The sequence below is a fragment of the Streptomyces tibetensis genome, assembly GCF_040647715.1.
GTDB classification, from domain to species: Bacteria; Actinomycetota; Actinomycetes; order Streptomycetales; family Streptomycetaceae; genus Streptomyces; species Streptomyces tibetensis_A.
The window spans coordinates 333,114-358,883 of the sequence record NZ_JBEZCR010000004.1 but is presented as its reverse complement, the minus strand read 5'-3'; the positions used below and the strand labels follow the sequence as shown (position 1 = coordinate 358,883).

At 71.1% G+C, this 25,770-nt stretch carries 24 protein-coding genes and 1 tRNA gene; 10 read left to right on the top strand and 15 right to left on the bottom strand.

The window, feature by feature from the left end; all coding sequences use genetic code 11:
* The first annotated feature begins 141 nt into the window (after window positions 1–141).
* On the top strand, window positions 142–1,146 hold the full coding sequence (locus AB0B29_RS13275; RefSeq protein ID WP_362238024.1) for a Gfo/Idh/MocA family protein: 1,005 nt from the start codon (window positions 142–144) through the stop codon (window positions 1,144–1,146).
* A gap of 72 nt (window positions 1,147–1,218) precedes the next feature.
* Here AB0B29_RS13275 and AB0B29_RS13270 read toward each other — a convergent pair whose 3' ends face one another.
* From AB0B29_RS13270 to AB0B29_RS13245, 6 genes are all read right to left on the bottom strand, one after another.
* Window positions 1,219–1,821: a GOLPH3/VPS74 family protein gene (locus AB0B29_RS13270; RefSeq protein WP_362238021.1), complete on the bottom strand. Its 603-nt coding sequence runs from the start codon at window positions 1,819–1,821 to the stop codon at window positions 1,219–1,221.
* A gap of 127 nt (window positions 1,822–1,948) precedes the next feature.
* Window positions 1,949–2,971, bottom strand: coding sequence for a Gfo/Idh/MocA family protein (locus tag AB0B29_RS13265; protein WP_362238018.1), 1,023 nt, complete (start codon window positions 2,969–2,971; stop codon window positions 1,949–1,951).
* 18 nt (window positions 2,972–2,989) lie between these two features.
* Window positions 2,990–3,892: a sugar phosphate isomerase/epimerase family protein gene (locus AB0B29_RS13260; protein WP_362238016.1), complete on the bottom strand. Its 903-nt coding sequence runs from the start codon at window positions 3,890–3,892 to the stop codon at window positions 2,990–2,992.
* Window position 3,893: 1 nt separating this feature from the next.
* Entirely contained in the window at window positions 3,894–4,805 is a 912-nt protein-coding gene (locus AB0B29_RS13255) for an ATP-binding cassette domain-containing protein (protein WP_362238013.1), read from the bottom strand.
* Between the two features lie 5 nt (window positions 4,806–4,810).
* Entirely contained in the window at window positions 4,811–5,887 is a 1,077-nt protein-coding gene (locus AB0B29_RS13250; protein ID WP_362238010.1) for an ABC transporter permease, read from the bottom strand.
* Window positions 5,887–6,906 (bottom strand): sugar ABC transporter substrate-binding protein, encoded by a 1,020-nt coding sequence (locus AB0B29_RS13245; protein WP_362238007.1) that lies wholly within the window; start codon window positions 6,904–6,906, stop codon window positions 5,887–5,889. The genes AB0B29_RS13250 and AB0B29_RS13245 overlap by 1 nt, the downstream gene beginning before the upstream one ends.
* 322 nt (window positions 6,907–7,228) lie before the next feature.
* On the opposite strand from AB0B29_RS13245, the gene iolC reads away from it, so the two are divergent.
* The 6 genes from iolC (at window position 7,229) to AB0B29_RS13215 (ending at window position 14,299) form a co-directional block, all read left to right on the top strand.
* Window positions 7,229–8,206: a 5-dehydro-2-deoxygluconokinase gene (gene iolC, locus AB0B29_RS13240; protein WP_362238005.1), complete on the top strand. Its 978-nt coding sequence runs from the start codon at window positions 7,229–7,231 to the stop codon at window positions 8,204–8,206.
* A gap of 65 nt (window positions 8,207–8,271) precedes the next feature.
* Window positions 8,272–9,150, top strand: a complete 879-nt coding sequence (locus AB0B29_RS13235; protein WP_362238002.1) for a Cgl0159 family (beta/alpha)8-fold protein — start codon at window positions 8,272–8,274, stop codon at window positions 9,148–9,150.
* Window positions 9,151–9,193: 43 nt separating this feature from the next.
* On the top strand, window positions 9,194–10,087 hold the full coding sequence (gene iolB / locus AB0B29_RS13230; protein ID WP_362238000.1) for a 5-deoxy-glucuronate isomerase: 894 nt from the start codon (window positions 9,194–9,196) through the stop codon (window positions 10,085–10,087).
* A complete protein-coding gene (gene iolD, locus AB0B29_RS13225) occupies window positions 10,084–11,955 on the top strand; it encodes a 3D-(3,5/4)-trihydroxycyclohexane-1,2-dione acylhydrolase (decyclizing) (protein ID WP_362237997.1) in 1,872 nt (623 codons plus the stop codon). The genes iolB and iolD overlap by 4 nt, the downstream gene beginning before the upstream one ends.
* A 43-nt stretch (window positions 11,956–11,998) precedes the next feature.
* On the top strand, window positions 11,999–13,492 hold the full coding sequence (locus AB0B29_RS13220) for a CoA-acylating methylmalonate-semialdehyde dehydrogenase (RefSeq protein WP_362238696.1): 1,494 nt from the start codon (window positions 11,999–12,001) through the stop codon (window positions 13,490–13,492).
* A gap of 21 nt (window positions 13,493–13,513) precedes the next feature.
* Window positions 13,514–14,299, top strand: coding sequence for a GntR family transcriptional regulator (locus AB0B29_RS13215; RefSeq protein WP_362237994.1), 786 nt, complete (start codon window positions 13,514–13,516; stop codon window positions 14,297–14,299).
* Window positions 14,300–14,371: 72 nt separating this feature from the next.
* Here AB0B29_RS13215 and AB0B29_RS13210 read toward each other — a convergent pair whose 3' ends face one another.
* The 6 genes from AB0B29_RS13210 to AB0B29_RS13185 form a co-directional block, all read right to left on the bottom strand.
* On the bottom strand, window positions 14,372–15,196 hold the full coding sequence (locus tag AB0B29_RS13210) for a DUF427 domain-containing protein (protein ID WP_362237991.1): 825 nt from the start codon (window positions 15,194–15,196) through the stop codon (window positions 14,372–14,374).
* Window positions 15,197–15,396: 200 nt separating this feature from the next.
* Window positions 15,397–16,584: an ABC transporter ATP-binding protein gene (locus AB0B29_RS13205; RefSeq protein WP_362237988.1), complete on the bottom strand. Its 1,188-nt coding sequence runs from the start codon at window positions 16,582–16,584 to the stop codon at window positions 15,397–15,399.
* A 26-nt stretch (window positions 16,585–16,610) separates the two neighbouring features.
* Window positions 16,611–17,444, bottom strand: a complete 834-nt coding sequence (locus AB0B29_RS13200) for a carbohydrate ABC transporter permease (RefSeq protein ID WP_362237985.1) — start codon at window positions 17,442–17,444, stop codon at window positions 16,611–16,613.
* Window positions 17,444–18,394 carry a carbohydrate ABC transporter permease gene (locus AB0B29_RS13195; protein ID WP_362237982.1) on the bottom strand — a complete coding sequence of 317 codons (951 nt, stop codon included), beginning with the start codon at window positions 18,392–18,394 and terminating at the stop codon, window positions 17,444–17,446. The genes AB0B29_RS13200 and AB0B29_RS13195 overlap by 1 nt, the downstream gene beginning before the upstream one ends.
* 70 nt (window positions 18,395–18,464) lie before the next feature.
* Window positions 18,465–19,709 carry an ABC transporter substrate-binding protein gene (locus AB0B29_RS13190; protein WP_362237980.1) on the bottom strand — a complete coding sequence of 415 codons (1,245 nt, stop codon included), beginning with the start codon at window positions 19,707–19,709 and terminating at the stop codon, window positions 18,465–18,467.
* 403 nt (window positions 19,710–20,112) lie between these two features.
* A tRNA-Pro gene (locus AB0B29_RS13185) sits at window positions 20,113–20,186 on the bottom strand.
* 100 nt (window positions 20,187–20,286) lie between these two features.
* Here AB0B29_RS13185 and AB0B29_RS13180 point away from each other — a divergent pair.
* Window positions 20,287–20,829: a DUF309 domain-containing protein gene (locus AB0B29_RS13180; protein ID WP_362237978.1), complete on the top strand. Its 543-nt coding sequence runs from the start codon at window positions 20,287–20,289 to the stop codon at window positions 20,827–20,829.
* 129 nt (window positions 20,830–20,958) lie between these two features.
* Window positions 20,959–21,729, top strand: a complete 771-nt coding sequence (gene cobF, locus AB0B29_RS13175; RefSeq protein ID WP_362237975.1) for a precorrin-6A synthase (deacetylating) — start codon at window positions 20,959–20,961, stop codon at window positions 21,727–21,729.
* A 162-nt stretch (window positions 21,730–21,891) separates the two neighbouring features.
* On the opposite strand, the gene AB0B29_RS13170 is transcribed toward cobF, so the two are convergent.
* Window positions 21,892–22,656, bottom strand: a complete 765-nt coding sequence (locus AB0B29_RS13170) for a cobalt-precorrin-6A reductase (protein ID WP_362237973.1) — start codon at window positions 22,654–22,656, stop codon at window positions 21,892–21,894.
* Between the two features lie 156 nt (window positions 22,657–22,812).
* On the opposite strand from AB0B29_RS13170, the gene AB0B29_RS13165 reads away from it, so the two are divergent.
* Window positions 22,813–23,616 (top strand): HAD-IIA family hydrolase, encoded by an 804-nt coding sequence (locus AB0B29_RS13165; RefSeq protein ID WP_362237971.1) that lies wholly within the window; start codon window positions 22,813–22,815, stop codon window positions 23,614–23,616.
* Here AB0B29_RS13165 and AB0B29_RS13160 read toward each other — a convergent pair.
* Both AB0B29_RS13160 and AB0B29_RS13155 read right to left on the bottom strand, forming a co-directional pair.
* On the bottom strand, window positions 23,602–24,375 hold the full coding sequence (locus AB0B29_RS13160; protein WP_362237969.1) for a sulfite exporter TauE/SafE family protein: 774 nt from the start codon (window positions 24,373–24,375) through the stop codon (window positions 23,602–23,604). The two genes, AB0B29_RS13165 and AB0B29_RS13160, sit on opposite strands and share 15 nt — an antisense overlap.
* A 76-nt stretch (window positions 24,376–24,451) precedes the next feature.
* Window positions 24,452–25,639: a thiolase family protein gene (locus AB0B29_RS13155; protein WP_362237966.1), complete on the bottom strand. Its 1,188-nt coding sequence runs from the start codon at window positions 25,637–25,639 to the stop codon at window positions 24,452–24,454.
* Between the last annotated feature and the right edge of the window lie 131 nt (window positions 25,640–25,770).

Sequence of the window (25,770 nt, the reverse complement as noted above, 5' to 3'; positions counted from 1 at the left end):
TTCCGCGGATCGTCGTTGGTCGTGTGCGGCGCCGTCGTGGCTGCTCGCGCCCACGCGGCGGAGCCGCACATCGAAACAACCCCGCGTCCCCAAAAGCAAGGGCGCAGCACCACCCCCCGTTTACCTCCAGGAGCAACACCCATGCGTATCGGAATCCTCGGCCTCGGCCGTATCGGCGCCTTTCACGCCGAGACCCTCTCCGGACTCGACGTCGTCGACTCCCTCGTTCTGACCGACCCGTTCGCGGACGCCGCCAAGTCCGCCGCCGAGCGGTTCGGGGCCGATGTCGTGGACTCGCCGGAGGCGCTGCTGGCCGCCGGTGTGGACGGCATCGTCGTCGCCGCCGCCACGGACGCCCACCCGGCGCTGATCCTTGCCGGGGTCGAGGCGGGTGTCCCCGTCTTCTGCGAGAAGCCCGTCGCCAGGACGATGACCGAGGGCGTCGAGGTGCTCAAGGCCGTGGCCGGCCGGGGCGTGCCCATCCAGATCGGCTACAACCGGCGTTTCGACACCGGGTTCGTCAACGCCCGCGCCGCCGTGCAGAGCGGTGAACTCGGGAAGCTGCACACGGTCCGCTCCACGACGCTGGACCCGGCGCCCCCGCCGGCCGCGTACATCGCCGCCTCCGGCGGCATCTTCCGCGACTGCTCGGTGCACGACTTCGACATCATCCGCTGGGTGACGGGCCGCGAGGTGCGGGAGGTGTACGCCGTCGGAGGCAACCGGGGCGCCGAGTACATCAAGGAGGCCGGTGACGCCGACACCACCGGCGCGATCCTCACCCTCGACGACGGCACGATCGCGGTCGTGTCCAACTCCCGCCACAACGCCCGCGGTTACGACGTCCGCATGGAGATCCACGGCTTCGACGACTCCATCGCGGTCGGCTTGGAGGACAAGCTGCCGCTGCGCTCGGTGGAGCCCGGGGTGAACTTCCCGGCGGGCACCCCGCACGACTTCTTCATGGACCGCTTCACCGAGGCCTACCGCGCCGAACTGACCGCGTTCACCGAGGTCGTGGCGGGCGCGCGCCCGTCGCCCTGCACGATCGAGGACGCCCTGGAGGCGGGCTGGATCGCCGACGCGTGCACGCTGTCGCTGCACGAGCACCGCCCCGTGACCATCGAGGAGGTCCGGACGGTCTGACGTTTCGTCCCGGACGGGGGCGGGCCGTGCCGGCCCCGTCCCCGTCGTCGCTCCGGCGTGCCTGCGCTCAGCTCACGCACCACGCCAGATGTTGGCGAACGCCGCGTCCTCGACGGCCCGGCGGCGACGGACGGCGTCGAGCTCCGTCACGGCGCCGACCACCGCGGTCAGCACGGCCTGGGGCGCGTCGCCGGGCGCGGGGAGGTCGTCGGGCACCTCGTCGCGCAAGCCGACAGCCGCCGCGAGTGTGGCGAGCAGCGGCTCGTCGGTCGCCCAGCGGTGCCTGGCCCGCTGCCGGGCCGGGGACTCGACCGGCGCCGGCCAGTCGCGCCGCAGGGGGATCCAGGGGGAACGGGGCAGTGAGACGAGCCCCTCCTCCTCGAAGGCGGTCAGGTACTCCCGGGCCAGTCCACGGCCCCTGCGCCACAGCCAGTCGTCGAGCGACTCGTACGGCTTGTCGCGCACGAGCGCCGTGGCGGTCTGCTCGAGCAGAGGGTCCTCGAAGTGCGGCGCCAGGCGCGGCACGATGCGGTCGCCGTCCAGCGCCACCGCCTCCGCACCGAGAAGGTCGATCATCTCGGCTCCGGCCAGTCCGAGCGACAGGTCGCCCTGCTGCACCGGCCGGCTCGACGCCAGGTCCATGGCCACGATCATCAGGTCGCGTGCTGTGCCCATCGCTGCTCCCCTCGAAGGCACTGATCACGCTACGCCGCCACCGCCCGCGGGGCGACCAGAACGAAACCCCCTCACCGACGGGACACCCGCCCCCTGGGCGCCCGGCGCCCAGCTTGAGCGGACGCCGTCAGGAGTCGTACAGCGTGGGCCGCTCCAGCAGCTCGACCTCCACCCGGGCCCCGTCCTCCAGCGCCCTGACCCCCGCCTCGCACACCGCCGCCGCGGCGTAGCCGTCCCAGGTGCTCGGGCCGGTGACCTCGCCGCGGCGGGTGGCGTCGACCCAGGCCTGGATCTCCTGGTCGTAGGCCGTCTCGAAGCGTTCGGTGAAGTCCTGGACGATGGTGCCGCCCCAGCGGCCGGCCATGTTGGTGACCAGGGCGTGGCCGTCGCCGATGCGGGCCGTGCCTCGTTCGCAGACCACCTCGGCCTGGACCTGGTAGCCGAAGCCGCAGTTGACGAAGATCTCGACGTCGCTGAGAACGCCGCCGTCGGTCTCGAAGACGACGAACTGGGGGTCCTGCAGGGTGTCCGGGGCGTTGGCGGAGGGGGTGGGGCGCAGCACCGTGACGGCGGTGATCTCGTGGCCCAGCAGCCAGCGGGTCGCGTCGGCCTCGTGGGCGACGGAGTCGCTGATGAGCATGGAGCTGGTGAAGAAGGGCGGGCTGGCCGCGTTGCGGTGCCGGTTGTGCAGCATGAGCGGGCGGCCCAGCTGGCCCGTGGCCAGCAGGGCTTTCAGCTTCGCGTACTCGGGGTCGTAGCGGCGCATGAAGCCGACCTGGACCCGGCGGTGGCCGAGGCGCAGTTCGGCGTCGAGGACGCGCAGGGCGGAGGCCGCGTCGGGGGTGAGCGGCTTCTCGCACAGGACGGGCAGATCGTGCTCGAAGGCGGCGAGGAGGGTGGCCTCGTGGGCCGGGCCCGGGGAGGCGATCAGGACGGCGTCGACGTCGGACGCGGCCATCGCGGCGTCCGGATCGGTGTGAGCGGTGCAGCCGTCGACACGGGCGGCGACGGCCTTCGCGCGCTCCGCGTCGACGTCCACGACGGCGGTCACCCGTGCTCCGCTGGTGACGTCGTGGATGCGGCGCACGTGGTCGGCGCCCATCCTTCCGGTACCGATGACTGCGATTCCCAGCGGGGCACGCTCCGTCATGGCCGTCCTTTCGGGTCGTCAGGCGCCGCAGGACCTCAGGAACTTGCGGGTGCGCACCGCGATCGGCAGCGGCTTGTCCGGCTCGCAGGGGTACATGTCCTGCTCGACGATGGCGAACAGGTCCACGCCCAGCTTCTGGGCGGCCGTGAGGACGGGGCCCAGCTCGGGGACGCCCGCGGGCGGTTCGCACATCACACCGCGCGCGACGGCCGGGCCGAACGGCACCTCGTTCTTCACCACGTCGGCCAGGATCTCCGGATCGACCTGCTTGAGGTGCAGGTAGCCGATGCGCTCGCCGTACGTCTCGATCAGCTTGACGCTGTCGCCGCCGCAGTAGGCGTAGTGCCCGGTGTCCAGGCAGAGGTTGACGGCGTCGGAGTCGGTCGAGTCGAGGAACTGCTCGACGTGCTCCTCGGTGTCGATGTGGGTGTCGGCGTGCGGGTGGACGACGATGTCCAGGCCGTAGGTGTCCTTCACCTCGCGGCCGAGGCGCTCCATGCCCGTGGTGAGGTTGTGCCACTGCTCGGTGGTGAGCTCCGGGGCCTCCAGGATCTCTGCGGTCTTGTCGTCACGCCAGAAGGACGGGATGACGACCAGGTGCTTGGCATCCATGGCCTGGGTGAGGGCGGCGACCCGGCTGACCTGCTCCCAGGTGGAGTCCCACTCGGAGGGGCCGCGGTGCAGGCCGCAGAAGATGGTTCCGGCGGAGACCTTGAGGTTCCGCTTGGTCACCTCGTCGGTGAGCCGGGCCGGGTCGGTGGGCAGGTAGCCGTACGGGCCGAGTTCGATCCAGGAGTAGCCGGCCTCGGCGACCTCGTCGAGGAAGCGTTCCCAGGGCACCTGCTGGGGGTCGTCGGGGAACCAGACGCCCCAGGAGTCGGGGGCGGAGCCGACCCGGATGCGGTCGAGCGCGAGGGCCATGTCAGGACTTTCCTTCCGAAGAGGTGGCTACGGGCGCGGTGAGGTCTCCCTCTTCGGGGAGCTCTTCGACGTCGACGCCGTGGACCTGCGACAACTCATGCTTGAGGGAGGCCAGTTCGGCGCCGCCGGCCATGTGGTTGGTCAGTTCCTCGAGGGAGACGTCGCTGCGGGAGGCGGACAGTTCCAGGGTCCCGAGGCGCAGCACGCTGAAGTGGTCGCCGACCATGTAGGCGTGGTGCGGGTTGTGGGTGATGAAGATGACGCCGAGGCCCTTCTCGCGGGCGGCGGCGATGTACTTCAGCACCACACCGGACTGCTTGACGCCGAGGGCGGCAGTCGGCTCGTCCAGGATGAGGACGCGAGCGCCGAAGTAGACGGCGCGGGCGATGGCGACGCACTGGCGCTGGCCGCCGGAGAGCGTGCCGATGGGCTGTTCCAGGTCGTCCAGGACGATGCCCATGTTGCGCAGCTCTTCGTCCGCGGTCTTCTTCATCCGCTCGATGTCGAGACGGCGCAGCGGCCAGGGGCCCTTGGTCATCTCGGAGCCGAGGAAGAAGTTGCGCCACACCGGCATCAGCGGGACGACCGCGAGGTCCTGGTAGACCGTGGCGATGCCCTTGTCGAGGGCCTCGCGCGGGGTGGAGAAGCGCACCGGTTCGCCGTCGACGAGGAACTCGCCCTCGGTGTGCTGGTGCAGCCCCGAGATGATTTTGATGAGGGTGGACTTGCCGGCGCCGTTGTCGCCGAGGACGCAGGTCACCTTGCCGGGGTGGACTTCGAGGCTCACGCCGTGCAGGGCGCGGACGTTGCCGTAGGACTTGCCGGCGCCGCGCAGCGCGACGAGGGGACGCTCGTCGGCGGGCGGGGTGTCCTTCAGGACGGCACCGTGGGTGCCCGTTTCTTTGCTGGTCATCGCGGTCACCTCCGGGTCGCCGTGCGCTGGACCCACAGATTGATGAGGACGGCTCCGAGGAGCATCACGCCGAGGAATGCCTTGAACCAGTCGGGGTTCCAGCCGGCGTAGACGATGCCCTGCTGCACCATGCCGAACATGAAGGCGCCGAAGACCGTGCCGATCGCGGAGCCGTAGCCACCGGTCAGCAGGCAGCCGCCGATGACGGCAGCGGCGATGTAGATGAGCTCCTGGCCCACGCCCTCGCCGGACTGCACGGTGTTGAAGGAGAACAGCTGGTGCATGCCGACGAACCAGGCGCCGAAGCCGACCAGCATGAACAGCGAGATCTTGGTGAAGGTCACGGGGACGCCGACGGCCCGGGCGGAGTGCTTGTTGCCGCCGACGGCGAAGATCCAGTTGCCGTACTTGGTGCGCAGCAGCACCCAGGTGGCCAGGGCCGCGAAGACCAGCCACCACACCACGGTGATCTTGACGTTGACCCCGCCGACCTCGAACGTCGAGGCGAAGAGCTTCTGCGCCTGGGCGAAGCCGTCCATGTCGCTGATGTCGTCGGTGGCGACGTTGCCGGTGACCAGCTTGGTCACCGCGAGGTTGACGCCCTGGAGGATCAGGAACGTGCCGAGGGTGACCAGGAAGCTCGGCAGGCCGGTCTTGACCAGCAGCCAGCCGTTGAAGGCGCCGATCGCGAGCGACACGAGCAGGGCGACGATCACGCCGACCCAGACGTTCAGGGTCAGCTGGTAGCTGAGCATGGACGCGGTCAGCGCCGAGGTGACCACGGCGACACCGGCCGACAGGTCGAACTCGCCGCCGATCATCAGCAGGGCCACGGGCAGCGCCATGATCCCGATGGTGGACGACTGGTAGAGGATGTTGGCCATCGAGCTGCCGTCGCGCACCGGCGGTGCCGCGAACAGGAAGAACACGAGCACGGCCACGGCACCGAGGAACACGCCGACCTCGGGCCGGGCGAGCAGCCGCAGCGCCAGGGGGCGCTGCCGGGTTCGGCCGTCGGTCTGCTTGGGGCCGGGGGCCGGCGGTGTGTCCACCGCCGGCTCAGCCTGCTGGGTCATGCTCATCACCGGGTGCCCTTCGCGGCGAACTCCCCGATCTTGTCGACGTTGGACTTGTCGACGAAGGCCGGTCCGGTCAGCACGGGCTGCTCACCGCCGCCGCTGTAGTTGCCGTTGTTCTTGTAGAGCCACAGTCCGTCGACGGCGAGGTAGCCCTGGAGGTACGGCTGCTGGTCGACGGCGAACTGGATGTCGCCGCCCTTGATGGCCTTGATGAGGTCCTTGTTGAGGTCGAAGGTGGCGACCTTCGCCTTGCTGCCGGCGTCCGAGACCGACTGCACCGCGGTCAGCGCGAAGGGGGCGCCGAGCGTGACGACGTAGTCGATGGACGGGTCCTGCTTCAGCTTGGCCGTGATGGTCGACTTCACGGACGGCATGTCGGTGCCGTTGACGTTCTGCGGGTCGACCTTGCCGTCGAAGGTCTTCGCGACGCCGTCGCAGCGCTGGGTGAGGCCGACGTTGCCCTGCTCCTGCATGACGCAGAGGACCTTCTTGGCGCCGACCTCGTTGAGCTTCTTGCCGAAGGCCTCGCCCGCGACGGACTCGTCCTGGCCGAAGAACTCCAGCAGGTTGAGGTTCTTCCAGTCGCTCAGGCCGGAGTTGAGTCCGACCACCGGTATGCCGGACTTCTCGGCCTTGCCTATGACGCCCTTGAGGGCGTCGGGCTTGGCGAGGGTGACGGCGATGCCGTCGACCTTCTGGTCGATCGCGTTCTGGACCAGGTTGGCCTGGTTGCCGGCGTTCGGGTCGGCCGAGTAGATGAGCTTGATGTTGTCCTTGGCGGCCGCGGCCTCGGCGCCCTTGCGGACGGTGTCCCAGAAGGTGTCGCCGGGCGCCTGGTGGGTGACGAGGGCGACGGTCATGCGCGGCGTGGTGGCCTTGCCGGCCGAGGCGTTCGCGGCGCCTTCCTCGGACTTCTTGCCTCCGGAACTGCTGGAGCAGCCGGCGAGGGTCAGGGCCGCTGCCGCGGCCACGGCGACGACGGGCGCGAACCTGCGAGAGCGGGGGTGGGAAGAGCGGTCCATCTTTCCTGGCACCTCACTGTGCTACTGCGGGGGAAAGGGAAGGGATCACGAAGGGATCCGTGGTCCCGGAGCCTTACGGAGTCCGGATCATGATGCCGCAAGCGGACTGTCGTGATGCCACGGGATACAAGTCCCTGCCGCGCTCGCTGTCAATACTTTGTTAAGACATCATTTCACGAGCAGGTCCGAATGTAAGTACAAACTATTGACAGGGCCGCCCTCCGGGACCTACACCTGGTGGGCGGCAGGTCCCGTGGATCCACGCCCCACCGTGTCAGGGCGCCCCAGGACCCGCATCCCCAGCTTCCCGAGGAGGTCGCGCATGGCCGAGCCAGCCCAGTATTTCGATGTGATCACGATGGGCCGCATCGGGGTCGACCTCTACCCCCTGCAGACCGGCGTCCCCTTGGAGAAAGTGGAGACGTTCGGGAAGTTCCTGGGAGGTTCCGCGGCCAATGTGGCGGTCGCCGCCGCCCGCCTCGGACGCCGTACGGCGGTGATCACGCGCACCGGCGACGACCCCTTCGGAACGTATCTGCACGAGGAGCTGAAGGGCTTCGGCGTGGACGACCGCTGGGTCACCCCGGTCGGTGCGTACCCGACGCCGGTCACGTTCTGCGAGATCTTCCCGCCCGACGACTTCCCGCTGTACTTCTACCGCCGCCCCAAGGCGCCGGACCTGGAGATCCACACCGACGAGCTGGACTTCTTCGCCATCCGCGGGGCCCGTATTTTCTGGATCACCGGCACCGGCCTGAGCGAGGAGCCGAGCCGCTCCGCCACGCTCGCCGCCCTCAAGGCCCGCGACAAGGCCGGCACCACCGTCTTCGACCTCGACTGGCGCCCCATGTTCTGGCGCGACCCCGAGGAGGCCCGCCCCTACTACCGCGAGGCCCTGCGGCACGCCACGGTCGCGGTCGGCAATCTGGACGAGTGCGAGATCGCCACCGGCGTGCGTGAGCCGCAGGCCTGCGCGGACGCGCTGCTGGAGGCGGGCGTGCAGCTGGCCGTCGTCAAGCAGGGCCCCAAGGGCGTCCTGGCCGTGCACCGCGACGGCACCCGGGCCGAGGTACCGCCGGTGCCGGTGGAGGTGGTCAACGGCCTCGGCGCGGGCGACGCCTTCGGCGGCTCGCTCTGCCACGGTCTGCTCGCCGGCTGGGACCTGGAGCGGACCATGCGCCACGCCAACGCCGCCGGCGCCCTCGTCGCCTCCCGCCTCGCCTGCTCCTCCGCGATGCCCACCGAGTCCGAGGTCGCCGACCTCCTCGCCGGGGTGCCGTCGCCGAGCACGAGCCACTGATGCCGTCGCCGAGCACGAGCCACTGATGCCGTCGCCGAGCACGAGCCACTGAAACGGAGCCTTCCTTGAACATCGGCATCCCGGACCTCACCACGGTCCGAGCCCGCAACCCCGAGGCCGTCGCCGAAGCGGCGGCCCGCCGGGTGCGCCGGCCGCTGATCGGCGACAGCGGCCGCCTCATGATCGTGGCCGCCGACCACCCGGCCCGCGGCGCCCTCGGGGTCGGCGACCGGCGCCTGGCCATGGCCAACCGCGCGGACCTGCTCCAGCGGCTGTGCACCGCGCTGTCGCGGCCCGGCGTCGACGGGGTGCTCGCCACCGCCGACATCCTGGAGGATCTGCTGCTACTCGGCGCCCTCGACGACAAGGTTGTCATGGGCTCCATGAACCGCGGCGGCCTGGCCGGAGCCTCGTTCGAGATGGACGACCGCTTCACCGGCCACCGCGCCGAGGACATCGCCCGGCTCCGCTTCGACGCGGGCAAGCTCCTGGTCCGCATCGACTACGACGACCCGGGCTCGCTGACCACGCTGGAGTCCACCGCGCGGGCGGTCGACGCCATGGCGGCCCAGCGGCTGCCCCTGTTCGTCGAGCCGTTCATCTCCCGGCGGGCCGACGGCCGGGTCCGCAACGACCTGTCCGCCGAAGCCGTCACCAAGTCGATCGCCATCGCCTCGGGCCTGGGCGGCACCTCCGCCTACACCTGGCTGAAGCTGCCCGTCACCGACGACCCGGACGACATGGCCGAGGTCCTTCAGACCTCCACGCTGCCCGTCGTCCTGCTCGGCGGCGAGGTGGGCGACGACCAGGAGGGCGCCTACGAACGCTGGCGCAAGGCCCTGCGGCTGCCCACCGTCCAGGGCATGGTGGTCGGACGGTCGCTGCTCTACCCGGCCGGGGGCAGCGTGGAAGAGGCGGTGGACACCGCCGTCGGCCTGTTGTGAACCGGTCCGTTGAGTCGCTCCGCTGTGATCCGAAAGGCGCACGATGACGCATCACCTCCCCGCGGGTAAGGCCCTCGGCGGCCCCTACACCGTGGACATCACTCCCGAGAAGGCCGGCTGGGGCCACGCCGGCCTGCGCGTCCTGGAGCTGCCGCCGGGCGGCGCGCACTCCTTCGAAACCGGCGACAGCGAGTGGATCGTCGTCCCGCTGAGCGGCGGGTGCACGGTCGCCGCGGCGGACGACTTCGGCCAGGACACCTTCGAACTGCAGGGCCGGGCCGATGTGTTCAGCGGTGTCAGCGACTTCGCGTACGTGCCGCGTGACGCCCGTGCGACCGTGACGTCCGCCGCGGGCGGCCGGTTCGCGCTGACCGGCGCGCGCTGCACCCGCCGGCTGCCCGCCCGCTACGGCCCGGCCTCCGAGGTGCCCGTGGAGCTGCGGGGCACCGGGAACTGCTCCCGGCAGGTGAACAACTTCGGCGCGGCCGGGGTCTTCGAGTGCGACAAGCTCATCGCGGTCGAGGTGATCACCCCGGGCGGCAACTGGTCGTCGTTCCCGCCGCACAAGCACGACGAGCACCGGCCCGGCGAGGAGTCCGTGCTGGAGGAGATCTACTACTTCGAGTTCGCCGGGCACGACGGCACCCCAGGCCTCGGCTACCAGCGCGTCTCCCCGTCCGGCCCGGGCCGGGACACCGACGTGCTGGCGGAGGTCCGTGACGGCGACGTCGTCCTCATCCCGGACGGCTGGCACGGTCCGTCGATGGCCACGCCGGGCCACCACATGTACTACCTGAACGTCATGGCGGGCCCTGAGGACGAGCGCGCCTGGCTGATCTGCGACCACCCCGACCACGCCTGGGTCCGCGGCACCTGGCCGGACCAGCCGGTCGATCCCCGGCTCCCCCTCTACACCGCCCCGGAGACCTCCGCATGAGCGCCCCCACCCGCCGACTGACGACCGCCCAGGCGCTGGTGCGGTTCCTGTCCGCCCAGTACACCGAGCGGGACGGCGTGCGCCGCCGGCTGATCGCCGGGACCTGGGGCATCTTCGGCCACGGCAACGTTGCCGGCATCGGCCAGGCGCTGGTCGAGTACGCCGATGTGATGCCCTACCACCAGGGCCGCAACGAGCAGTCCATGGTGCACGCGGCCGTCGGCTACGCCCGGCAGCTGGACCGCCTGTCCGCGCAGGCGGTGACGACCTCGATCGGCCCGGGCGCCACCAACCTGGTCACCGGCGCGGCCCTGGCGACGATCAACCGGCTGCCGGTGCTGCTCCTGCCCGGCGACTACTTCGCCTCGCACGCCCCCGACCCGCTGCTCCAGCAGCTGGAGCACCCCGTCGAGGCCGATGTGTCGGTCAACGACACGCTGCGCCCGGTGTCGAGGTACTTCGACCGGATCACCCGCCCCGAGGCGCTGATCCCCTCGGCGCTCCAGGCGATGCGGGTGCTGGCCGACCCGGCCGAGACCGGTGCCGTCACCCTCGCCCTGCCCCAGGACGTGCAGGCGGAGGCGTACGACTGGCCGGAGGAGTTCTTCGCCGAGCGCGTCTGGTACGTACGGCGACCCGCGCCGGACCCGGTCGAGCTGAGCGCCGCGATCGAGGCGATCCGGTCGGCCGAGCGGCCGCTGATCGTGGCGGGCGGCGGCGTCCACCACAGCCGGGCGGAAGAGGCCCTGAAGGCGTTCGTGGAGGCCACCGGCATCCCCGTCGCCTCCACCCAGGCCGGCAAGGGCTCGCTGCGCCACGACCACCCCGCCGACCTCGGCGGCATCGGACACACCGGCACCGCGGTCAGCGACGCACTCGCCCGTACCGCCGACCTCGTGATCGGTGTCGGCACCCGCTACACCGACTTCACCACCGCCTCGGGCACCCTGTTCCAGAACCCGGACGTGCGGTTCCTCAACCTCAACATCACCGGTTTCGACGCGCACAAGCTGGCCGCGCGGACGCTGGTGTGCGACGCCCGGTCGGGTCTGGAGAGGCTGGCCGAGGGGCTGGCCGGGCACCGGGTGCCGGAGGCGTACGAGGCCGAGTACCGCGCCGGCAAGGACCGCTGGGACGAGGTCGTCGCGGCCGCCTACCGGGCCGACGACGACAGCGCGGTGCCGACCCAGACGCAGGTCCTCGGCGCGCTGGACGCGACCGTCGGCGACGACGACGTGGTGATCAACGCGGCCGGTTCGCTCCCCGGCGACCTGCACAAGCTGTGGCGCTCGCGCAGCCCGCGCCAGTACCACCTGGAGTACGGCTACTCCTGCATGGGCTACGAGATCCCGGCCGGCATCGGCGTCCAGCAGGCCGCCCCCGGCACGCCGGTGTGGGCGCTGGTCGGTGACGGCACCTACCTGATGATGCCGACGGAGATCGTCACCGCCGTCCAGGAGGGCCTGCCGGTCAACATCGTCCTGCTGCAGAATCACGGCTACGCCTCCATCGGCGGGCTGTCGCAGGAGACGGGCGGTGAGCGGTTCGGCACCGCCTACCGCTTCCGGGCCGCCGACGGCACCTTCACCGGCGCACCGCTGCCCGTCGACCTGGCCGCCAACGCGGCCAGCCTCGGCATGGACGTGCTGCGCGCCAAGACCGTGCGCGAGCTGCGCGAGGCGCTCGCCGCGGCGCGTGCCTCCGACCGGCCGACGTGCGTCTACGTCGAGACCGACCCGGCGGCCACCGCTCCCCCGGCCGAGGCCTGGTGGGACGTGCCGGTGGCCGAGACCGCCACCCGGGAGGCCGCCGTCGAGGCCCGCGAGCGCTACGACCGTCACGTGGTGGACCGTCGCCACCACCTCTGAAACTCCCCCTGAACCCAGGCTCCACGAAAGGCCCTTGCGCACCATGAAGACCATCACCCACTGGATCGACGGCAAGCCCGTCGAGGGCACCTCCGGCCGGTTCGGCCCCGTCTACAACCCGGCGACCGGCGCCCAGGAGAAGCAGGTCGCGTTCGCGTCCGTCGACGAGGTCGACGCCGCGGTCGCCTCCGCGAAGGCCGCCTTCGACAGCTGGGGTGAGTCCTCCCTGGCCAAGCGCACGGCCGTCCTGTTCAAGTACCGCGAGCTGCTGGACGCGCACCGCGACGAGATCGCCGAGCTGATCACCGCCGAGCACGGCAAGGTGCACTCCGACGCGCTCGGCGAGGTCGCGCGCGGTATGGAGATCGTGGAGCTGGCGTGCGGCATCTCCGTCCAGCTCAAGGGCGAGTTGTCGACGCAGGTCTCCACCCGGGTGGACGTGGCCTCCATCCGCCAGCCCCTGGGCGTGGTCGCGGGCATCACGCCCTTCAACTTCCCGGCGATGGTGCCGATGTGGATGTTCCCGCTGGCGATCGCCTGCGGCAACACCTTCGTGCTGAAGCCGTCGGAGAAGGACCCGTCGGCCTCCCTGCGCCTGGCGGAGCTGGCCACCGAGGCGGGCCTGCCGGAGGGCGTCCTGAACATCGTGCAGGGCGACAAGACGGCCGTGGACCGCCTCCTGGAGCACCCGGACATCGAGGCGGTGTCCTTCGTCGGCTCGACGCCGATCGCCAAGTACATCCAGATGAAGGCAGTCGAGCACGGCAAGCGGGTGCAGGCGCTCGGCGGCGCCAAGAACCACATGCTGGTGCTGCCCGACGCCGATCTGGAGCTGGCCGCGGACCAGGCGATCAACGCCGCGTACGGCTCGGCGGGCGAGCGCTGCATGGCCGTGTCGGTGGTCGTGGCCGTGGGCGACATCGGCGACGAGCTGGTCGGCAAGATCGCCGAGCGGGCGAAGAAGCTGAGGATCGGCCCCGGTGACGACCCGGCCTCGGAGATGGGTCCGCTGATCACCCGCGAGCACCGCGACAAGGTGGCGTCCTACGTCTCCTCGGCCGCCGAGCAGGGCGCCGAGGTCGTCGTCGACGGCACCGGCTTCACGGTGGAGGGCCACGAGGACGGCTTCTTCCTCGGCGTCTCCCTGCTGGACCGGGTGCCGCTGACGGCGGACGCGTACAGGGACGAGATCTTCGGCCCGGTGCTCGCGGTCGTCCGTGCGGAGACCTACGAAGAGGCCATCCAGCTGATCAACTCCTCGCGCTGGGGCAACGGCACGGCGATCTTCACCCGGGACGGCGGCGCGGCCCGCCGCTTCCAACTGGAGGTCAAGGCGGGCATGGTCGGCGTCAACGTGCCGATCCCGGTCCCCGTCGGCTACCACTCCTTCGGCGGCTGGAAGGACTCCCTCTTCGGCGACCTGCACATCTACGGCAACGACGGCATCGCCTTCTACACCCAGGGCAAGGTCATCACCACCCGCTGGCCCGACCCGTCCGACGGCGGCATCAACCTCGGCTTCCCGAGCAACTCCTGACACCCGTAAGGGGGTTCATCCATGGCGAAGTCCGGTGACCGGGCCCGCACCACGGCCGCCCCGGCGCTCGGCGCACTGGACTTCGCCCTGGACCGGAGCAGCCCGGTACCGCTCTACCACCAGCTCGCGCAGCAGCTGGAGGCGGCGATCGAGCACAGGGTCCTCGCCCCGGGGAACCTCCTGGGCAACGAGGTGGACCTGTCGGTCCGCCTCGGCCTGTCCCGCCCCACCGTCCGCCAGGCCATCCAGTCCCTCGTCGACAAGGGGCTGCTGGTCCGGCGGCGCGGCGTGGGTACGCAGGTGGTGCACAGCCAGGTCAAACGCCCGCTGGAACTGAGCAGCCTCTACGACGACCTGGAGGCGGCCGGGCAGGGGCCGACCACCGAGGTCGTGCGCAACGAGACCATCCCGGCCGCCTGCGACGTGGCCGCCGCGCTCGGCGTGCCGGAGGGCGGCGAGGTGACCGTCCTGGACCGGCTGCGCCGCACCCACGGCCGGCCGGTGGCGCTGCTGCGCAACTACCTTCCGGCGTCCCTGCTGGACCTCGACAGCGCCCGCCTGGAGTCGACCGGCCTGTACCGCGTGATGCGCTCGGCGGGCATCACCCTGCACAGCGCCCGCCAGACCGTCGGCGCCCGCGCGGCCACGGCGGACGAGGCGGCCCGCCTGGACGAGAGGGAGGGGGCGGCGCTGCTCACGATGCGGCGCACGGCGTACGACGACAGCGGACGCCCGGTCGAGTACGGAACGCACATCTACCGGGCCTCGCACTACTCGTTCGACTTCCAGTTGCTGGTGCGGCCCTGATTCCGCCCCGGAGCCGGGTGCGGGGCGGCCCGCAGGGCCTCGCGGCCGGTCCGGACGCCCCGCTCGACAGGTTCACGAGCGGCGCCCCCTGCGCAGCATCCGGCTGAACGGCGTGTCCGGCCGCTCCAGGCGTTCTCCGTCCACAGTGATGTCGACGACCTCGTTGAAGAAGGCGACGCGCCCCCGGATCGCGGCCACGGCGGGCAACGGCTCGGGATAGGTCCACACGAGGTTCGGCGGCACGTCGGCCTCGCCGCTCCAGGACCAGTAGGAGGCGGTGCCCTTGTAGGGGCATCCGGTGTGGTGGTCGGTGGTGTCGAACAGGTCGAGGCGGACGTCCTCGCGGGGGAGGTAGTACCGGGTGGGCAGGGACGTCTCGAAGAGCAGGACGGGAGCGTGGCTGTCGGCGACGACCTGCCCGTCGATCTCGACCTGCACGTGTCGGCTGCTCGGCAGCGCGTCGACGCGTTTGTGCGGGTCACGGGGGTGGACGAAGATCTCCTCGTCCTCCTCGTACCAGTGGTCGAGGCCCGTGTCGGTGCGCAGGAACCACTCGAAGGCGATGTGGCCGGCCAGGTCGTCGGCGGGGAACGTCCAGGCCGCGTTCTCGCGCACCTCGCCGTCGGACTCGAGGTCGTAGAAGACCCGGGAGCCGGTGTGGGCGCCCGTGGGCGGGCTCGCGGCCGGGCGGAGCAGGTCGGTGCGGACGTCCTCCTTCGGGAAGGCGTACTGCGGCACGGGCAGGTGGGGCTCCCAGACCAGCACCGGGTGCCGGCTGTCGACGACGGTGACGTCGCCCTTGCGGCCGCGCACCCAGCGCTCGCTGGGCTCCCACACGAGGCCTTCGGGGGTGGTCCTGATCGAGCGGGCGGCGGGGTGGGCCGGGTGGGTGGTCATGGCCGGTGCTCCTTCCGGAGGTCCGGATGCCGTTCCCCTCCACGGTCCACGGTGTCGGTGCACCGCGTCCAGTCGGGCGCGCTGCCCGGGGCTCGGCTCCAGGTCCGCCGCGGCCAGGTTCTCCTCCTCGGGCCGGGTGCCCGAGGGGACCCGGGCCGGCCGCCTGGCGTACTCCCGAGGTCAGGGGTGCGTGCGCGAGGTCAGTCCGCCCTCACCGGATGCGTGAGGTTCGCTCCGGTCGCCGGGTCGAACACGTGAGCCTTGGCCATGTCGACCTGCAGCTCCACGGGTTCGCCCTCGCGGGCATGCGTGGCGGCGTCCAGGCGGGCCACGAGCTGACGGGTGTCGGCGCCGGTGTCGCGCAGGCCCGAGTCCTTGGCGAGTTCCTCCAGTTCGGTGCTCGTCGCGGGTCCGCCCTCCGCGCCGAAGTACACATACGCGTCGGAGCCCAGCGACTCCAGTACCTCCACGGTGACGGTGAAGACCGGGCGCGCCCGGTCCCGGTCGTGCGACAGCGCCACGTCCTCGAATGCCTCCGGCCGCAGCCCGACGATGACCTCACGCGGCGCGTTCTGGCGTTCCAGCGACTGCCTCGTACGGTCGTCGAGGGGCAGGTCGCCCAGCGACGAGCGCAGGGCACCGCCCTCCAGGGTGGCGTTCAGGAAGTTCATCGCCGGGGAGCCGATGAAGCCTGCGACGAAGAGGTTGCGCGGGAGGTCGTACAGCTCGGCAGGGGTGCCGATCTGCTGGACGAGCCCCTGTCTCATGACGACGACGCGGTCGCCCAGCGTCATCGCCTCGGTCTGGTCGTGGGTGACGTACACGGTGGTCGTGCCGAGGCTCCGCTGCAGCCGGGAGATCTGGGTGCGCATCTGTACCCGGAGTTTGGCGTCGAGGTTGGACAGCGGCTCGTCCATCAGGAACGCCTTGGGATCACGGACGATGGCCCGCCCCATGGCCACCCGCTGGCGCTGGCCGCCCGAGAGGTTGGCGGGCTTGCGGTCGAGGTGCTCGGTGAGGTCGAGGATCCGGGCGGCGCGCGTCACCTTGGCGTCGATGGTGTCCTTGTCCACCTTGGCCAGGCGCAGCGGGAAGCCCATGTTGTCCCGGACGCTCATGTGCGGGTACAGGGCGTAGCTCTGGAACACCATGGCGACGTCGCGTTCCTTGGGAGCCAGGTCGTTGACGACGCGGTCTCCGATGCGCAGGGTGCCCTCCGTGATGTCCTCGAGTCCGGCGATCATGTTGAGGGTGGTGGACTTGCCGCATCCCGACGGACCGACCAGGATCACGAACTCGCCGTCGGCGATCTCGAGGTCCACGTCCTTCACGGCGAGGGCCCCGTCAGGAAAGCGCTTGGTGACTCTCTCGAGGATGATCTCGGCCATGGATGGTGCCTCCTTGCCTTGCCCGTTCAGCCCTTGACGGCCCCGGAGGTCAGTCCGGCGACGATGCGCCGCTGGAAGAGCAGGACGAAAACGATGATCGGGATGGTGATGACCACAGCGGCGGCGGCGATCGACCCCGTGGGCTGTTGGAACTGGGAGCTCCCGGTGAAGAACGCGATCGCGGCCGGCACAGTGCGCGCGGACTCGGTGGACGTCAGCGAGATCGCGAACAGGAAGTCGTTCCAGCAGAAGATGAACACGAGGATGGCCGTGGTGAACACGCCCGGCGCCGCCAGCGGCGCGATGACCAACCGGAACGCCTGCGCGGGCGTCGCGCCGTCGACCTTGGCGGCCTTCTCCAGATCCCAGGGGATCTCCCGGAAGAACGCCGACAGGGTGTAGATCGCCAGCGGCAGGGAGAAGGTCATGTACGGGATGATCAGCCCCAACCAGGTGTCGAAGATCCCGATGATCCGCTCGATGTTGAACAGCGGCGACACCAGGGAGATCGGCGGGAACATGGCGATCAGCAGTGACATGCCGATGAGGACCCGCTTGCCGGGGAACCGCAGCCGGGCCACCGCGTAGGCGGCCATGGTGCCCAGCACCACCGCGATCACGGTGGCGATCAGGGCGATACCGATCGAGTTGATCAGCGCACGGGTGAATTCGGAGGTCGCGAAGATGCCCCGGTAGTTCTCCCAGGTCCAGTCCCTGGGGAGGTAGTCGCCGTCCGTCAGGGTCCCGGGGTCCTTGAACGACAGAGCGGCGATCCACCAGACCGGGAACAGGGCGTACAGCACCACCACCACGTTCAGGACGCCCCATCGGACGGCATGTGTCCTTCCCGCAGCGGCCATCAGCGCTTCACCTCCGCGCCGGGTGCTGCGGCGCCGAACAGTTTGACGAAGGCGAAGGCGATGATCCCGACGCAGATGAAGATCAGGACCGAGATCGCCGACCCGATGCCCAGGTTCAGCGCGGTGAACAGGTTGTCGTACCCGAGGATCGACAGGGAGCCCGTCCCCTGGGCGCCCGCGGTCAGGATGTAGATGTTGTCGAAGATCCGGAACGCGTCCAGCGTGCGGAAGAGCAGCGCCACCAGGACGGCCGGTTTCATCAGCGGCAGCATGATCTTGATGAAACGCTGCCAGGAGGTGGCACCGTCCACCATGGCCGCCTTCAACGTCTCCTCGGGGACCAGCGCGAGACCCGCGAGCAGCAGCAGGGCCATGAACGGCGTCGTCTTCCACACCTCGGCGAGGACGATCAGCCAGAGGGCGGGCCACTGCTCGGTCAGTGGGGCCTCTCCGCTGGGCAGCAACTCGGCGAGGTATCCGAGGTCGGGGGTCCAGGCGTACTGCCAGGAGAATGCGGCGACCACGGTGACGATCCCGTAGGGGATGAGGACGGAGGTGCGGACGACGCCGCGCCAGAAGATCGTACGGTGCATGACCAGGGCGAGCCCCATGCCGAGGACCAGTTCGATCGTCACGGACACGGCGGTGATGAAGAAGGTGACCCAGAAGGCGTCCCACCAGAACGGGGAGGACAGCACCGCCCCGTAGTTGCTGAAGCCGACGAACTCCGCCCGTCCGGGAAAGCGCAGGTCGTACCGCTGAAGGGACAGATAGACGGCGTACCCGATGGGGTAGGCGGTCACGGCGAGCATGACGACGACGGCGGGCGCGCAGAGCAGCCAGCCGAGCCGCCGCTCCTGCCGGGCGCCCGCCGAGAGTGCCGCCCGGTCCGGCTCCGTCGCCGCCTCGGGGGGTGGCGGGGGTCCGGCGGGTTGCGCCCGTGTGGTCATCTCGGGCCGCCCGGAGACGTGGCCCAGGCGCCGTGGCGCCGGGCGGCGAAGTGGTGCGGGAGGTGGTGGTTCACGGGATCACACCCTCGGATCGCAGGGCATCGTCGATCTGTCCGCCGATGGTGTCGACCGAGCTCACCGGTTTGATCCCGGACGGCGGAGACAGCGTGTGGGAGACCGCGATCGACACGTTCTGGTAGACCGGGGTGATCGGGCGCACGCTCGCCGCTTCCAGGGCGGCCAGCACGTCCGCGGAGAAGGGGTATGCCTTCATGAACGCGGGCTCGTCGTACAGGGCGCGCAGAGTGGGCGGCAGTCCGCCCTCGAGCGCGGCGGTGAGCTGGTTCTCCCGGTTGCGCAGGCACAGTGCCGCCTCGAAGGCCAGGTCCGGGTGGCGCGAGTAGGCGCTCACCGCCAGATCGATGCCGCCGATGGTGGGCCGGGCCGGGCGGTTCGCGTCGACCCGAGGGTACGGCGCCCAGCGGAAGTTCTTGAACAGCGCGGGGTTGTTCGCCTTCATCGACGGATAGACGAACGGGTAGTTGAGCTCGAACGCCGCCACCCCCGACTCCATGGCGAGGCGGTTCTGGTCCTCCATCTGGTTGGGCAGGGAGGGGTCCGCGGCCGGGGACTTCGCCAGATCGCGCATGACTCCTGCGGCCCGCACAGCAGGAGGACCGAGGGAAGGCTCTGTCGCGCTCGCGTTGAGGATGGAGCCGCCGGCGCTGTTGATCAGGGTGTTGAACCAGGCGGTCAGGCCTTCGTACTGGGCGCCCTGGATCTCCACGAAGTGCGGTTTGCCCTGCCGGGCGAGGGCATCGGCCATGTCCAGCATCTCGGCCCAGGTTGTGGGCGGGGTGGGCACCAGGTCCTTGCGGTACCACAGGAGCTGGGTGTTGGTGTTGTACGGGACGGCGTACAGCTTGCCCTTCCAGGTCGAGGTCTGCAGCGGTACGCGCAGGGTGCCCTTCACGGCCTGCCGCCTCGCCGTCCCCGTCCATTCCCGGATCCAGCGCGCCTCGGCGAACTCCGCCGCCCAGGTGACGTCCAGGCCCAGGATGTCGAGCGAGTCGTCCTCGGCGGCGAGTCTGCGGACGAGCTGCTGGCGCTGGCCGTCCGCGGCACGCGGGAGCTTGTTGTAGCTGATCCGGTAGCGGCCGCCCGACGCCTGGCCGCACCGGTCGGCCGCCTTCTGGAGCGCGCCGGAGTCGTCAGGAAAGTTGTACCAGTTGAGGGTGGGCGTACCGGAGCCTTCGTCGCTGCCACAAGCCGCAAGCCCCGACGCCAGCAACGGCAGTACGGCGAGCGCCCGCAACCATCGCGCCCCTTTGGGACGCACCTTCCGACCCGAAACGGGCCGGCAGTCGCACCTCGCGTGCACCGCTCCACACCTCGTTTCCGGACGATGGCACGGGCCTCGGGCCTCGCAGCGTTTCCCTCCGGCGAACACTAAAGACCACTTAAAGCAACATCAAGGACATAACGCATCGAATCGCCCACCGACCGGCCGGGGAGCCCCGTACCAGGGCCCAGGATCAGGCGGAAGGAAGCCCGTGGCCCGATGTCGAGGTGGTCGGGTGCCGCCATGAGCGCGCGTACACAGCGCGTCAGTCCACGTTGGCGGGGAAGGGTGAGACGCGACCCCGAGAAACGATCAAGGGCCTTGTCTCACCGAAGTGATTCAAGGCCCTGACCTACGATGACAGCCCATCGAACTGTCGGGACGACAGGATTTGAACCTGCGACCCCTTGACCCCCAGTCAAGTGCGCTACCAAGCTGCGCCACGTCCCGGTGCGCGCCACCCGCGGTTGAGCCGCGTGATCGCGCGAACAGCACCTTACCCCACACCCCTGGCCACACCGAAAAACGGGCTGGGCGGGACAATCGGCCTATGGGCAGCACAGGAGAGACCGGCTCGGGCCGGCCGAGCGGCACGCGGGACCGTGACGGTGAGGGGCGGGCGCGCAACGCCCGGCCCCGGGACGGACTCGGACGGCCCCTGCCGTACGGCACCTACGGTGTGCCCCGGCAGCCCGAGGGCGTCGTCCGCACCCCCGAGGAGACCGTCGCGGAGGCGCAGCGGCTGCTGGACGAGGGCAAGCCGTTCCACGCGCACGAGGTCTTCGAGGACGCGTGGAAGTCGGGACCCGACCAGGAGCGCGAGCTGTGGCGCGGACTCGCCCAGCTCGCCGTGGGGCTCACGCACGCGGCCCGGGGCAACCTGACGGGCGGGGCCCGGCTGCTGCGTCGCGGGGCGGGAGCGGCCGAGGCGTGGGTGTCCGAGGCCGGGCAGGCGCTGCCGCACGGGATCGACGTCGCGAGCGTGGCGGCGTGGGCGCGGGAGCTGGCCGGGGAGGTGGAGCGGGAGGGCCGAGCCGTGGAGGACGCGGGTGCGCGAGCGCCCCGGCTGCGGGGCGAGGTTCCCGGGCGCTGAGACGAGGTCCGGGGACGGGCGGCCAGGCGGTGAGCCGGGGGCCGGGGACGGGCGGCCGGGCGCTGAGCCGAGGTCCGGTGATCCGACCGCGGTGAAGGCCGCCTCACCCCCGTGCGGCAGACTCGGGGCGTGCGAAAGATTCATGTCATCGGTATCGGCGCGGGCGACCCCGACCAGCTCACCCTCCAGGCGGTCAGGGCGCTGCGGAGCACGGACGTGTTCTTCATCCTGGAGAAGGGCGAGGTGAAGGCGGACCTCACCGGGCTCCGCCGGGACATGCTCGACGCGCACGTGCCCGAGGGGACGTACCGCGTGGTCGAGGCGCGGGACCCGGAGCGGGACCGGAGCGCCGGCGGTTCGGCCTACTCCCCCGCCGTCGGGGACTGGCGCCGCGCCCGTGCCGACATCTACGAGCGGCTGATCGCCGAGGAGCTCGGCGAGGAGCAGACCGGCGCGTTCCTGGTGTGGGGCGACCCGTCGCTGTACGACAGCACGCTGGGGATCCTGGAGGAGGTGCTGGCGCGGGGCGCCGTGGCGTTCGAGTACGACGTCGTGCCCGGCATCAGCAGCGTCTCGGCGCTCGTCGCCCGCCACCGCACGGGCCTCAACCGCGTGGCCCGGCCCGTGCAGATCACCACCGGCCGGCGGTTGGCGGAGGGCTTCCCGGAGGGCGTGGACGACGTCGTGGTGATGCTCGACGCCCATCAGACCTTCCGGCAGTACGCGCAGGAGGACGTCGACATCTACTGGGGCGCCTACATCGGCACTCCGGACGAGATCCTCGTCTCCGGCCCCATCGCCGAGGCGGCGCCCCGCATCGAGCGGTTGCGGGCCGAGGCCCGTGAACGCAAGGGCTGGATCATGGACACGTATCTGCTGCGCCGGCACCCCCGCGACTGACGGGACCGACGGGCCGGCTCCGGGTGCTCCTGCGGGCGTTCCGGCATGCGCCCGTAGCCCGAGCTCGTGGCTGGAGCCCCTGTACGTGTGCGTGCCGGCGCAGCGACATCCGCCTCTTCACGCAGGCGCTGACGATCGCGGTGCGGAACGCCGAGAGATCCCTCACGGTGGGTTCGGTGCGAGGCCCTGCCCGAGCCCCAGCCGCCCCAGCACGCCCTCCACATCGGGTACGGCCGTCACCCCGTCCGGCAGGGGCGGCCGCACTACGACCACGACCGGGAGGCCGAGGTCCCGGGCCGCTGTCAGCTTGGCCGCTGTGGCTGCTCCCCCGCTGTCCTTGGTCACCATGACGTCGATGCGGTGCTCGCGGAGCAGGGCGGTCTCCCCGGGGACGGTGAACGGGCCGCGGGCGAGCAGTACATGGGTGTCGGGCGGCAGCGGCGGCTCGGGGGGATCCACCGAGCGCACGACGAAGTGGAGGCGTGAAAGGTGGGCGAAGGAGGCCAGGCCGAGACGCCCGGTGGTGAGGAACACCCTGCTGCCCAGGGTCGGGAGCAGGTCCGCTGCGGCGTCCAGTGAGGGGACCGGGAGCCAGTGGTCCCCGGGGCCGGGGCGCCACCCGGGGCGACGCAGCACCACGGCGGGGACGCCGGTCTCGGCAGCGGCGCGGGCCGCGTTGGCCGTGATCGACTCGGCGAAGGGGTGTGTGGCGTCGACGAGCGCGTCCACGCCTTCCTCCCGCAGCCAGCCGGCCAGCCCCCGGGCCCCGCCGAAGCCCCCGACGCGCACCTCCCCGTCGAGCGCCCCCGGCCGGGCGACCCGCCCCGCGAGGGAGGTCGTGACGCGGACGCCGGGGCGGTTGGACAGCGCCGCGGCCAGGGCGCGGGCCTCGGTCGTACCGCCGAGGATCAGGACATGAGGGGACACGGCGTCGAGCGTAGAGGCCCGGTGCGGCGCGGGCCGGGGCGGGTGCCGGCAGGGAGCGGCAGCGGGACGGTGGTCGGTCGGCCTGGCCGGATTGCGCCTGCGACTGCGCGACCGGTTCGAGCGGCGCCCCCGGCCCCCCGTCGCTATCGTCCTGCCATGGGGTCCGTGCGTGCCGTGCTCGTGGACATCGACGGGGTGCTCACCGTCTCGTGGCGACCGTTGCCCGGAGCCGTCGAGGCGTTGCAGGAGATCCGGGAGGCCGGGCTCGGCGTCCTGCTGGTCACCAACACCACCTCGCGTACCAGGGCGTCGATCGCCGGGACGCTGGCCGAGGCGGGGTTCCCGGTGTCCTCCGAGGACATCCTGACGGCGCCCGCCGCCACCGCCGCGTACCTCGCCGAGCACTGCCCCGGTGCCCGATGCACGCTGCTGAACAGCGGTGACATCGCGGAGGACCTGGACGGTGTCACCGTCGTCGAGGCGGGCGGCGAAACCGGCAGCGTTCCCGATGTCGTGCTGGTCGGCGGTGCCGGCCCCGAGTTCGGCTACGCGGCGCTCGACCGGGCCTTCGGGCATCTGCAGCGTGGGGCCCGGCTGGTGGCGATGCACCGCAACCTGTACTGGCGCACGGCCGAGGGGCTGCGGCTGGACTCCGGGGCGTTCCTGGCCGGGCTGGAGCGGGCCGCGCGGGTGGAGGCCGAGATCACCGGCAAGCCCGCGCGGGCGTTCTTCGACTCGGCGCTCGCCCGGATGGGCATCGGCGCGGAGCAGGCGCTGATGGTCGGCGACGACGTCGAGTCCGACGTGCTGGCGGCGCAGCGGGCCGGTCTCACCGGCGTGCTCGTGCGGACCGGGAAGTTCCAGGAGGAGACGCTGCGGGCCGCCGACGGCACGCCGGACCACGTGATCGACTCCTTCGCGGACCTCCCTGCGCTGCTGCGGGAGTCAGCGCAGCAGTAGCTGCAGACCCCCCACGATCGTCGCGGCGATGACGAGCCGCTCGAACAGCCGCTGGTTGATCCGGTGCACGGCCCACTTGCCGAACAGCGCGCCGGGAACGACGAACGCCACGAGCGCCAGGTCGAGGAGGAGCGAGTGGCCGTCGATCAGGCCGAGGCCCGCGCTGAAGGGCAGCTTGGAGACGTTGACGATCAGGAAGAAGAAGGCCGAGGTGCCGAGGAAGCCGAGCTTGCGGAACCCCGCGGAGAGCAGGTACATCGACATCACGGGGCCGCCGGCGTTGGCGACCATGGTGGTGAAACCGCCGAGGACGCCGTAGGAGCGGGCCTTGAGGCGGCCCGACCTGGTGGTGACCGACTCCGGCTCCTGCTCCTTGTCGGCCGTACGGCGGCGCCACACCGTCACGGCGGCCATCAGCAGCAGGATCGCGCCGATGGAGGTCCGTACGATCGCGTCGTCCGCCCAGAGCAGGAACACCGTGCCGACGACGACGCCCGCGGCGACCGCCGGGAACAGCCGCCACAGCGTGGGCCAGTGGGCGTGCCGCCGGTAGGTGGCGACGGCCAGGAGATCGCCGGCGATCAGGATGGGCAGCAGGACGCCGGTGGAGGCGCGGGCGGGCAGCACCGCCGCGAAGATGGCGAGGCTGACGGTGTTGGCCCCGCTCACGGCGGTCTTCGAGAAGCCGACGAGCAGGGCCGCGCAGGCGAGGGTGGCGAACTCCCAGCCGGTGATGTGCCAGAGGGTCATGGTGTTCATGCGAACACTGATGCTATGTGCAACGAACCGGTGCTCGTAAGCGCTGTCTCGCCTGGTGGGCCGGGGGCCGGGTTCGCTAGGGCCGTTCTACGAGCATCGCGCTGCCCTGGCCCACCCCGACGCACATCGTGGCCAGTCCCCGCCCCGCTCCCGTGCGCCGCATCCGGTGCAGCAGCGTCGTCAGGATGCGGGCTCCGGAGCAGCCCAGCGGGTGGCCCAGCGCGATGGCGCCGCCGCTGGGGTTGACCAGCTCGGGGTCGATGCCGAGCTGATCGACGCAGGCCAGTGCCTGCGCGGCGAAGGCCTCGTTGAACTCGGCCTCCTCCAGGTCCCCGACGCTCCAGCCGGAGCGGGCCAGCACCTTGCGGGTGGCGGGGACCGGGCCGATGCCCATGACGTCGGGGTGGACACCGGCGGAGGCGCCGGCGACGTAGCGGCCCAGGGACGTGAGGCCCAGGTCGTTCAGGGCGTCCTCGCTCACGAGGAGGAGACCGGCGGCGCCGTCGTTCATCGGTGAGGCGTTGCCCGCGGTGACCGTGCCGCCGTCGCGGAAGACCGGCTTGAGCCGGGACAGCTTCTCGTACGAGGTGTCCTCGCGGACGCATTCGTCGGTGTCGACGACCACGCCGTCGGGGCGCTCGACGGGGAGGAGTTCGTCGTCGAAGTGGCCGTTCTTGCGGGCCAGGGCGGCGCGCTGGTGGCTGCGCAGGGCGAAGTCGTCCTGGCGTTCGCGCGGGATGCCGTACCGGGCGGCGACCTCCTCGGCCGTCTCCCCCATGGCCAGCAGACCGTGCAGCTCGCGCATCGCCGGGTTGACCAGGCGCCAGCCGAGACGGGTGTCGGCGGTCTCCATACGGTGCGGAAGGGCCTCGTCGGGGCGGGGCAGGACGAACGGGGCGCGGCTCATCGACTCGGAGCCGCCCGCGATCACGATGTCGGCCTCGCCCGCGGCGATGGTGCGGGCGGCCGTGGTCACGGCTTCCAGACCCGACGCGCAGAGGCGGTTGACGGTGGCGCCGGGCACGGAGTCGGGGAGGCCGGCGAGCAGCGCGGCCATGCGGGCGACGTTGCGGTTGTCCTCGCCCGCCTGGTTGGCGGCGCCCCAGTAGACGTCGTCGATGCGGGCCGGGTCCAGCGCGGGCACGCCGGTGACCAGGGCGCGGACCACGGTCGCGGCGAGGTCGTCGGGGCGGACCGTGGAGAGGGCTCCCCGCAGCTTGCCGATGGGGGTGCGGCGGGCTGCCGCGAAGTGGACGGGACGCACGTAGGGCTCCTCACACCGCGCATCAACGCGCATTAATTAGCACTGCTAGTTTCGAACTATAGACCTTGGCGCCGCCTCCTGTGAAGATTCTGCGGCTCCGGGGGGTACTCCGCAGTCGTACCGCAGGTCGG